This is a genomic window from Cronbergia sp. UHCC 0137, from assembly GCF_034932285.1.
GTDB lineage: Bacteria > Cyanobacteriota > Cyanobacteriia > Cyanobacteriales > Nostocaceae > Cronbergia.
Genome location: NZ_JAYGHC010000035.1, coordinates 45661 through 56123, shown reverse-complemented (window position 1 = coordinate 56123; position 10463 = coordinate 45661). Strand labels below are relative to the sequence as shown.

The 10463-nt window shown below is 39.2% G+C and carries 7 protein-coding genes; 2 read left to right on the top strand and 5 right to left on the bottom strand.

Annotated elements, in window-relative coordinates; translation table 11 throughout:
- Positions 1-214: 214 nt before the first annotated feature.
- Positions 215-1942, bottom strand: coding sequence for a succinate dehydrogenase/fumarate reductase flavoprotein subunit (locus VB711_RS17835; RefSeq protein ID WP_323287542.1), 1728 nt, complete (start codon positions 1940-1942; stop codon positions 215-217).
- A 94-nt stretch (positions 1943-2036) separates the two neighbouring features.
- On the opposite strand from VB711_RS17835, the gene VB711_RS17830 reads away from it, so the two are divergent.
- Positions 2037-2738 (top strand): DUF433 domain-containing protein, encoded by a 702-nt coding sequence (locus VB711_RS17830; RefSeq protein WP_323287541.1) that lies wholly within the window; start codon positions 2037-2039, stop codon positions 2736-2738.
- 15 nt (positions 2739-2753) lie between these two features.
- On the opposite strand, the gene VB711_RS17825 is transcribed toward VB711_RS17830, so the two are convergent.
- The 3 genes from VB711_RS17825 to VB711_RS17815 all read right to left on the bottom strand — a co-directional run bounded on the left by VB711_RS17825 (position 2754) and on the right by VB711_RS17815 (position 5198).
- Positions 2754-3218: a PPC domain-containing protein gene (locus tag VB711_RS17825; RefSeq protein WP_323287540.1), complete on the bottom strand. Its 465-nt coding sequence runs from the start codon at positions 3216-3218 to the stop codon at positions 2754-2756.
- A gap of 78 nt (positions 3219-3296) precedes the next feature.
- Positions 3297-3962: a ComF family protein gene (locus VB711_RS17820; protein WP_323287549.1), complete on the bottom strand. Its 666-nt coding sequence runs from the start codon at positions 3960-3962 to the stop codon at positions 3297-3299.
- A gap of 267 nt (positions 3963-4229) precedes the next feature.
- Positions 4230-5198: an N-acetylmuramoyl-L-alanine amidase gene (locus tag VB711_RS17815; RefSeq protein ID WP_323287539.1), complete on the bottom strand. Its 969-nt coding sequence runs from the start codon at positions 5196-5198 to the stop codon at positions 4230-4232.
- 312 nt (positions 5199-5510) lie between these two features.
- On the opposite strand from VB711_RS17815, the gene bchH reads away from it, so the two are divergent.
- Complete coding sequence (bchH, locus tag VB711_RS17810) at positions 5511-9182, top strand: magnesium chelatase subunit H (protein WP_323287538.1); 3672 nt, start codon at positions 5511-5513, stop codon at positions 9180-9182.
- Positions 9183-9239: 57 nt separating this feature from the next.
- Here bchH and VB711_RS17805 read toward each other — a convergent pair whose 3' ends face one another.
- On the bottom strand, positions 9240-10373 hold the full coding sequence (locus VB711_RS17805; protein WP_323287537.1) for a glycosyltransferase family 4 protein: 1134 nt from the start codon (positions 10371-10373) through the stop codon (positions 9240-9242).
- Positions 10374-10463: the final 90 nt, after the last annotated feature.

The following is a 10463-nucleotide window of genomic DNA, read 5'->3' as shown; positions in this document are numbered from 1 at the left end:
GACTACAGAATATCCGAAAAATTAATAACTAGCAACTTGAATTAATAGGACTGTACCAAATTTCATGATCACCTTTGCCTTGACGTTCAAAATAGCAACCTGCTTCAGAAAGCACGTTTTTTAACTCAGGTTTCTAAGATTAATCTATTATACTCCATGTTTACTCTTTTTTGTCTTTATTTGATCATCACAACAGTCCTTGATTTTGAATTTTCTAATACTTCCTCTCTTTTGGCTCAAACATATCAATCACTACTGGACGATATTGAATATCAATTCCCGCAGGTGAATAATAAGCCATTGTGTGTTTTAAGAAATTACCATCATCCCTATTGGGGAAGTCTTCCCGGAAATGTGCGCCACGACTTTCTTGACGATTTAGGGCTGAGGTTAGTATGGTTTGTCCTACTACCATTAAACTTTGCAATTCCAAGGCTTCTACTAATTCTGTATTCCAACAACTGCCTTTATCATCTAAATAAATTTGGGGATATTGTTGTTGTAATTCTGCTAATTTTTCTAATCCTTCACTCATTAATTCCTGAGTTCTAAATACACCACAATATTCGGTCATGGTATCTTGGAAAGCTTGACGAATTTGATTAATTCGATATTTTCCAGGTTGTTCTAATAAAGCTTGAATTTGCTGTTTTGCTTGTTGAATGTAAGGTTGTTCATCTAGATTTGGTAATTTGCGATTTTGGACATATTGGGCTATACTTGCCCCTGTGCGTTTGCCGTAAACAATACATTCTAATAAAGAATTACTACCAAGACGATTTGCACCGTGAACGGAAACACAAGCGGTTTCTCCAGCAGCAAAAAAGCCTGCAACTAAATCATCACCATAACTGCGGACTTGTCCATCTGTATTTACTGGTATACCACCCATGCAATAATGAATCGTGGGACGGATGGGCATAGGTTGAGTTACTGCGTCAACACCAACTAAACGGTGTGCTTCTTCCCAACAAAAGGGGACGCGACTCATGATTTTTTCTTTCCCCAGATGACGCAAATCAAGATATACAAAGGGTCCACCGGGGCTACCATCGGAATTTATCCCACGTCCAGCCCGGATTTCGTAGGCGATCGCTCTTGAGGTAATATCACGAGGAGCTAATTCCATGCGGCTGGGTGCATAATTGGCCATAAAGCGATCGCCATCGGAATTGATTAAATAAGCCCCTTCCCCGCGCACAGCTTCGGAAATCAGCACCCCTACGGGATATAACCCAGTGGGATGAAATTGGACAAATTCCATATCTTCTAAGGGCAAACCAGCGATCGCACTCATGGCTAAACCGTCACCGGTCGAGGCATAATCGTTAGAGGTGGTATTATAAACGCGACCATATCCCCCCGTAGCAAACATCACGGCTTTAGCCCGTAACACCTGAATTTGTCCATCCAACAGGTGAAACATCACCAAACCTTTGGCCTGACCTTCTTCCAAAATCAGCCGCATTACATACCATTCTTCGTAAATTTGCACCCCGTAGCGTCGTAAGTTATTTACCAACTCATGCAAAATTGCGTGGCCTGTCTTATCGGCAGCGTAGCAAGTACGATTGTGAGTATGTCCACCAAAAGCCCTTTGAGCAATTCTACCATCAGGTAAACGGGAAAATAAAACCCCTAAATGTTCTAAGTCAATTACCACATCTGGGGCTTCTTGGGTGAGAATGGCTACAGCATCCTGATCTGCTAAATAGTCAGAACCTTTGACAGTATCAAATGCGTGTGCTTCCCAACTGTCTTCCGCGTCAACATTTTTTAAAGATGCGGCCATCCCCCCTTGTGCTGCAACTGAATGGGAACGAATTGGGTGAGTTTTGGCAACTATAGCGATATTTAACTTGGGGTCAATACGGGCAATTTCTAAAGCAGCACGACATCCTGCCAATCCACCCCCAACAATAATTACATCATGTTCTAGCATTTTATTTATTTTCTTCTCAGATATAATACAATCTATCAAATACCAAAGCCGATAGACTTAATAATATAGATAAACCTTTCTAGTTACCACCCTTATGACCGAGCTTTACGGCAAATTCGATCCTAGAGACATTCCTACATACTCCATTAGCGATGCTGCTCGTTATTTACGCATTCCACCAGGTACAATTCGTTCTTGGACAATAGGACGGAAGTATCCAGTTTCAAATGGTTTAAAAAACTTTAATCCAATAATAGCAATTACAAACCTGAAACCAATACTTCTTTCCTTTACCAATTTGATTGAAATTCATGTTCTTAGGGCAATTCGCAAACATCATAAAATTGACTTAGGCAAGGTACGAACTGCTTTAGACTTCATTGATGAACAATTTGCAATACCTCATCCTTTAGCTAATGAGCGATTTCATACTAATGGTGTTGATTTGTTTATTGAAAAATATGGTTCTCTGATTAACGCTTCTGAAAGTGGACAAACGGAATTAAAAGATGCTTTTAATGCCCATTTACAAAGAATTGAATTAGATGATACTGGACTAGCAATTAAACTTTATCCTTTTACTCGTTCTGATGAAGAAGATAACCCCCGCTTGGTTGCCCTCGATCCGCGAATTGCCTTTGGTCGTCTTGTGATTGTTGGGACAGGAATTGCTACCAGTGTATTAGCAGAACGTTATCATGCAGGGGAATCAATAGATGATTTAGCTTATGACTACGAATGCGATCGCTTTAAGATTGAAGAAGCTATTCGTTGCGAATTACCTTTTGCTGCATGACACAACCTCAATTATTTATAATGGTGATTTGACAGGTAGTAGTTTTGTCACTTTGAGTTTAAATGTTCCTATGCCAGTTTCTCCAAAGGATCGGACACGAATAATATAAGTTCCTGTTTCTGTGATTCGAGTAAACAAGAGGGAATTACTGCTACCATCTGGTCCATCGTCATTTTCTGCTACTGTTGATCCATCTGGTGCTAATAGGGTAATCATCGTGTCAAAATTATCAGATGATAGATCAATGGCAAGATTATCACCTTTATTTAATTTGACCACATAATCACGGGCAAATCCACCTTGACCTGTAGGAATATCATTCGCTGAAAGGGTATCAGTAATTTCTGTACTGCTAGTTAATGGAATGGGACTATACAACTTATTTTGAGCTAATGTGGTTTTGATGGATAAGCTCATTGTCAGCAAAGTGACAGGAATAATAATAATGTTTTTTAAAACTACTGCAAAACTTTTGATCATAAATTGAAATAGTGTTCCCACCAACACAAGGTCTTAGGATCAATTATAGGTTTCTCAAATACAAATTGCCCATTAACTCTAGGTTGATCTATCTTTAATGGCAGCAGCTACGGATGCTAAACCCCAGACTGGTATATTGCTTTCATGTAGTGTACATACGGCAGATTTGGCCGTTGCACCAGTGGTATAAATATCATCTATTAATAATATTATTGTTTGGGGATGATGTTGACGTAGTTCTTTTCCGACTGCAAAGGCTTCTGTTAGGTTGCTTTCTCTGTCAGATGCTGATAAACCAAATTGGGCTTTTGTTTCTTTCAATCTTTCTAGACCATTTATTTTTAATTTGAATCCTGTAGTTTCGCAGAAACCTTGAGCGATGATTGCAGCTTGATTATAACCTCTTAATTTTAGTTTGCTAGGGTGGAGAGGTATAGGTACTATTACCAATTTTTGTTCTAGCTGCGGTGAATTTAATAACCAAGATTCTCCTAAGAATTGACCTAAAAGGCGACCAATTTGAGGTCTATTTTCGTATTTCATCGCAGCGATCGCTCTTTTTAAGCAACCTCCATACATCCCCCATGCAAACACTTGTAATCCTTTGTCTGCAATAATTCTAGGATTTTCTAAAGAGCAACTTTGTAGTTGTTTTAGGCAATATTGACAAAGTTCTTGAGATGTGCTGCGTTGGCATAGGGGACAATTACCTTCAAGAAAAATACTAAGTATGTTTTTCAACATCATGGGTAATTGGCAATTGGTAATTGGTGATTGGTGATTGGTGATTGGTGATTGGTAATTGGTGATTGGTGATTGGTAATTGGTGATTGGTAATTGGTAATTGGTAATTGGTGATTGGTGATTGGTGATTGGTGATTGGTGATTGGTAGTAAATTAATTATTCCTCCCCTACATCCCCTACCTCCCCTACCTCCCCTGCTTCCCCTGCTTCCCCTGCCCCCTGCCCCCTGCCCCCTGCCTCCCCTACCTTCCTTTACTCAACTCTCTCTAATCTATTAATTTCTGCCAAGTCGCTGGACCAACAATTCCATCAGGTGTTAAACCATTTGCTTGTTGAAATCTTTTAATTGCCGCTTCTGTTTGAGGTCCATAAATACCGTCTACACCACTACCAACACGATGTTGTAAATATCGGATCACCACTCCACTTGCATGAGTTCCTTGTACAACTCTTTTAGCTAAAAGCAAATTAATTGCGTCCCAAGTGGCAGCACTAACCACTCCTGTAGATAAAATCCCCACGATTTTTTGAAATTTTTCTACAGCAGAAGCTGTTGCCGGACCCATTGCGTTATCTTCAGCTAAAGGTCGATTATTTCTATCAGTTATTTTCAGTTGATTTAAAGCTTTTTGCAATCGGAGAATGCTTCTATCTGGATTAACTCGGGTAGCTGGAGTAGCTGGAGTAGCTGGAGTAGCTGGGGTAGGCTTGACAGGCACATCTGAAACCTTACCAGTTAAGCCTTTAACAATCGCATTAGCCATTGCTTCACCATCATATAATTGCATATCTTTGGCTGAATCAATGAAGCAACATTCAATCAAAATCGCAGGCATATTTGTATTTCTAAGAACATACAAATGAGATCCATCCTTCACACCGCGATTAAAAAATCCTAATTTGATGATTTCATCTAATACAGGTTTGGCAATTTTTCTGCCAGAATTGCTTGCGGCAAATACTTCTGCACCATTGGCTTTTCCATTAAAGGCATTAAAATGGATCGACACATATATATCAACTCTATTTCTATTAGCTGTCTCACAACGTCTAGCCAAAGACTGTCCTACTCTACTAGCACTACTTGGTCTACATGGTACGATTTGATGTCCTAGACTTTTTAACTTATCTATGACTTTATTACCTACTTCCATGGTTAATTTATCTTCCGATTTGATGCCATTAGCACCACTGTCTGGTGGACAATTATGACCAATATCAATTCCGAATTTCATATTTTTTGCATCCTCTATAATTCAATGTGACTGGCAATGTGACTGGGAAAGTGTGGATATTAGGGTTTAGGAATAAGTCTTTTTTTGAAAAATTCAACAGGATTCCTATATTTTCAGCAAATACGGTGATATTTCCAGTATCTTAAAAAAAATACAGGTTGATTCTATCATGATTTGTCAAAACTAGGGATAAATTTATGATGATAGCGATCGCTTGATTTACGCAATTTTTCCCTATTCCCTGTTATAGATATTCTGTCATAAGTTCACAACAGTGTTTAAGATCAAGGTAAAGAAACATATCGTAAAGACATGAAACGCATTGTCTTAATTGCTGGTTTTGAATCGTTTAATGCTGATTTGTACCGAAAAGCGGCTTTTTCTGCTAACTCGCGCTGTTTAGATTTGGATATTCGGGTGTTTAGCGATCGCGATATTAACACCAAACGCGACGAAGTACAAACAGCACTCCAAGGTGCGGATGTATTTTTTGGGAGTTTAATCTTTGATTATGACCAAGTTTTGTGGTTGCGCGATAGCTTGACGCAAATCCCCATCCGTCTTATATTTGAATCAGCCTTAGAATTGATGAGTTTAACCAAACTGGGGGCATTTGCGATCGGTGACAAACCCAAAGGAATGCCAAAACCAGTAAAATTCATCCTCGACAAATTCAGCAGTGGCAAAGAAGAAGACAAACTCGCTGGTTATATCAGCTTTCTTAAAATCGGACCCAAACTCCTCAAATTTATCCCAGTGCAGAAAGTTCAAGACTTACGCAACTGGTTAATTATCTATGGTTACTGGAATGCAGGTGGAGCAGAAAACGTTGCTTCCCTATTTTGGATATTAGCAGAAAAATACTTAAATTTAAAAGTTGGAGAAATCCCTCCACCAGTCGAAACCCCCGATATGGGATTACTTCATCCCGATTATCCAGGATATTTTACATCACCACGTCAATATTTGCAATGGTATGAAACAAGGGAACAGGGAAAATTGCCTATTATCGGCATCTTACTCTACCGCAAACACGTCATTACCAAACAGCCATACATACCCCAACTTATTCGTCGATTTGAACAAGCAGGTTTAATTCCCTTACCCATTTTCATCAACGGAGTAGAAGGCCATGTTGCAGTTCGTGACTGGATGACAACCGACTACGAAAAACAGCAACGCCAGAATGGTAACATAGAAACCCCTTCTTTATCAACAGAAGCAGTAAAAGTAAATGCGATCGTTTCCACCATAGGCTTTCCCCTAGTTGGTGGCCCTGCTGGTTCAATGGAAGCAGGACGACAGATAGAAGTTGCTAAACAGATTCTCACCTCTAAAAATGTACCTTATATTGTCGCCGCACCCCTATTAATTCAAGATATTCATTCCTGGACACGTCAAGGAGTAAGCGGTTTGCAAAGTGTGGTATTGTATGCTTTACCAGAATTAGACGGTGCAATAGATACCATTCCTTTAGGTGGATTAGTAGGGGAAAATATTTATTTAGTTCCTGAACGGGTACAGCGTTTAATTAATAGAGTCAAAAGCTGGGTTTCACTACGACAAAAAAAACCAGCAGAACGCAAAATAGCAATTATTTTATATGGGTTTCCCCCCGGTTATGGTGCTGTGGGTACTGCTGCATTATTGAACGTTCCCCGCAGTTTAATTAAATTACTTCACCAACTCAAAGCACAAGGTTATACAGTTGGTGATATTCCTGAAGATGGAGAAGAATTAATTCGTCAAATTAAAGCAGCAGATGAAGAAATGGAAACATGGGAAAAGAATAAACCTTTACCCACTTCAGTTAACAGTGTCAAAGCACAAACATTAGAAAAATGGTTAGGGTATCTCCGCACATCTCGCATTGAAAAACAATGGAAATCTCTCACTTCTAGCGGAATTAAAACCTATGGTGATGATTTACATATTGGTGGTGTGCAGTTAGGAAATATTTGGATAGGTGTACAGCCACCTTTGGGAATACAAGGCGATCCCATGCGGTTAATGTTTGAAAGAGATTTAACACCTCATCCTCAATATGCAGCTTTTTATAAATGGTTACAAAATCAATTTCAAGCTGATGCTTTAGTTCATTTCGGAATGCACGGAACTGTCGAATGGTTGCCCGGTTCTCCTTTGGGTAATACTGGTTATTCTTGGTCGGATATCCTATTAGGGAATTTGCCGAATTTATATATCTATGCTGCTAATAATCCTTCGGAATCTATTTTAGCAAAACGTCGCGGTTATGGGGTTTTAATTTCTCATAATGTTCCACCCTACGGTCGCGCTGGTTTATATAAGGAGTTGGTGGCTTTACGTGATTTAATTGCTGAATATCGGGAAGATCCAGAAAAGAATTATCTGTTAAAGGAGGGGATTTGTAAGAAGATTGTTGATGCTGGTTTGGATGCTGATTGTCCTTTTGATGATGCGAGAAGGTTGGGTATTTCGTTTACGCCGGAAAATGTTAGAATGTTTAGTGGTCACGTTTTTGATCATTATTTGGTGAAGTTATATGAGTATTTACAAGTTCTAGAAAATAGGCTGTTTTCTTCTGGTTTACATACTCTCGGTGAAGTGCCAAATCAGGAGGAGTTAACTGGTTATTTGGATGCTTATTTTAATGAAGAGAATGAACCACAGAGACACAGAGAACGCAGAGATGAGGAGGAATTAATTACAAATTTATTAAATCAATCTACTGATGAGTTAACTAATCTTTTAAGGGGTTTAAATGGTGAGTTTATTCTTCCTGCACCTGGTGGAGATTTGTTAAGAGATGGGGCTGGTGTTTTACCTACGGGGCGCAATATTCACGCTTTAGATCCTTATCGTATGCCTTCTCCTGCTGGTTATGCAAGAGGTAGAGAAGTTGGTCAAAAAATCATTTCTCAACATTTAAATGAACACGGGAAATATCCTGAAACTGTGGCTGTTTTGTTGTGGGGTTTGGATGCTATTAAAACTAAGGGTGAATCTTTGGGGATTCTCTTAGAATTGGTGGGTGCTGAACCTGTGAAGGAAGGAACGGGAAGAATTGTTAGATATGAGTTGAAGCCTTTGAATGAAGTAGGACATCCTCGAATTGATGTTTTAGCAAATCTATCGGGTATTTTTCGTGATAGTTTTGTGAATATTATCGAATTGTTAGATGATTTGTTTCAACGTGCTGCTGATGCTGATGAACCGGAGGAACAGAATTTTATTAAAAAACACGCTTTGGCTTTGAAAGCGCAAGGTGTGGAAAATGCTTCAGCGAGGTTGTTTTCTAATCCATCTGGTGATTTTGGTTCTTTGGTAAATGATAGGGTAGTAGATGGTAATTGGGATTCTGGGGAAGAGTTGGGGAATACTTGGCAAAGTCGTAACGTTTTTAGTTATGGTAGAGAAGATAAGGGACAAGCTAGACCGGAAGTTTTACAAACATTGTTAAAAACTAGCGATCGCATTGTTCAAGAAATAGATTCGGTAGAATATGGTTTAACTGATATTCAGGAATATTACGCCAATACGGGCGGTTTAAAAAAGGCCGCAGAACAACAAAGCGGGAGAAAGGTAACAGCGAGTTTTATCGAAAGTTTTTCTAAGGACACCACACCCCGCAATTTAGATGATTTATTGCGAATGGAATACCGCACTAAGTTATTAAATCCTAAATGGGCTAATGCAATGGCTAATCAAGGTTCTGGTGGCGCTTTTGAAATTTCTCAACGCATGACGGCTTTAATCGGTTGGGGTGGTACTGCTGATTTTAGAGATGATTGGGTTTATGATCAAGCCGCAGATACTTATGTTTTAGATGCGGAAATGGCGGAAAAGTTACGCAAAGCCAACCCTGAAGCATTCAGAAATATTTTAGGGAGAATGTTGGAAGCATCAGGACGCGGTTTATGGCAAGCTGATGGAGATAGGTTGGATAAATTGCGTAATTTGTATGATTTAACTGATGAACAATTGGAAGGAGTAACGGTGTAAAATTCGGCTTTATTATCTGCATTTAATCCCCTATTATTATTTAGGGGATTTAAAAAATCACGGCAATTTTTCCACCCAAAAATCGGTTTCACTTCTGCATGGTTTTGGATGATTACTAAATGCAGAATGGTGACTATTTAGCAGTTCACGATATACAGTCAAAGTCTCCTGATTCACCCGTACTACATTAAACCGTTCCAAATTTTGTTTTGCTTGATGTTTCCATTTATGAAGTTGTTGAGGATTGCTAAGTAATTGTGTTAAAATATTAGCTAAAGCTTGACTGTCTTTAGGTGGTACAAGAAGACCAGCTTGACGATTATCTAAAGTTTCAGGAATACCGTCTACATCCGTAGCAACGATCGCACAACCGGCTTCTCGCGCTTCAGTTAGCACCAAACCAAAGGATTCACGATGGGAAGCGAGAACAAAAATGTCCGAATCTAACATATAACATTGGGGTTCTGGCTGAAAACCTTCAAAATGAATGCGATCGCTTAATCCAGTCCTTTGTACTATTGTCTCAAACCAAGAACGATCTGGACCATCACCGACTAAGTATAGATGCGCTTGGGGGAAATCTAGAGCAATTTTGTTAAAGGCCTCAATTAATTCGCCAATTCCTTTCCGGGTATAAATACCAGCCACAGTAGTAATAGCAGGATGATATAGTGGTATAGGTTGACAATCTTGTAAACTTTTACGCCTGGGGCTGCCTAAATTGCCATTAGCAACTACCCGCAGTTTTTTCTCTGGTATACCTCGACGGATCATGGAATTAGCTACAGCTTGACTAACAGCAATTACCCGATCTGCCAATCCCATTAACACTGCGCTATGCTGAAATTCGTTGTGTACCGTAGAGACTAAACTATATTGACTATTACCTCTTAGAAAACTAGCAAGTACAACACCTGTCATCATGTGTGCATGAACTACAGTAGGTTGAAATTTGTGTACAATTTGGCGATAACGCCATCCAGCTTTGATGATTGTTAAGGGTTTGCGGAACTGATCTAATAGAAAATGTTTAACGCCATATTTCGCTAAAAGTGTGGTGTAATCTCCTCCAGCCGAAGCGATCGCTACTTCATGTCCTTCTTTAGCTTGTAAACAGGCTAGGTCTACTGCCACGTTCACAATCCCGTTACCAATTTGTTGGACATGATTTATAATATGTAAAATCCGCATTTAAAAATTCTCCACAGCAATTATTTATAGTAAATGATTTAATAGTTCAGAATAAACATCAGATAATTTATTCATGTCTATCTAAAATAG

What these genes read in the sequence shown, in the direction of transcription:
- VB711_RS17835 (WP_323287542.1), bottom strand. Translation starts at nt 1,942, where the DNA reads ATGCTAGAACATGATGTAATTATTGTTGGGGGTGGATTGGCAGGATGT.
- VB711_RS17830 (WP_323287541.1), top strand. Translation starts at nt 2,037, where the DNA reads ATGACCGAGCTTTACGGCAAATTCGATCCTAGAGACATTCCTACATAC.
- VB711_RS17825 (WP_323287540.1), bottom strand. Translation starts at nt 3,218, where the DNA reads ATGATCAAAAGTTTTGCAGTAGTTTTAAAAAACATTATTATTATTCCT.
- VB711_RS17820 (WP_323287549.1), bottom strand. Translation starts at nt 3,962, where the DNA reads ATGTTGAAAAACATACTTAGTATTTTTCTTGAAGGTAATTGTCCCCTA.
- VB711_RS17815 (WP_323287539.1), bottom strand. Translation starts at nt 5,198, where the DNA reads ATGAAATTCGGAATTGATATTGGTCATAATTGTCCACCAGACAGTGGT.
- bchH (WP_323287538.1), top strand. Translation starts at nt 5,511, where the DNA reads ATGAAACGCATTGTCTTAATTGCTGGTTTTGAATCGTTTAATGCTGAT.
- VB711_RS17805 (WP_323287537.1), bottom strand. Translation starts at nt 10,373, where the DNA reads ATGCGGATTTTACATATTATAAATCATGTCCAACAAATTGGTAACGGG.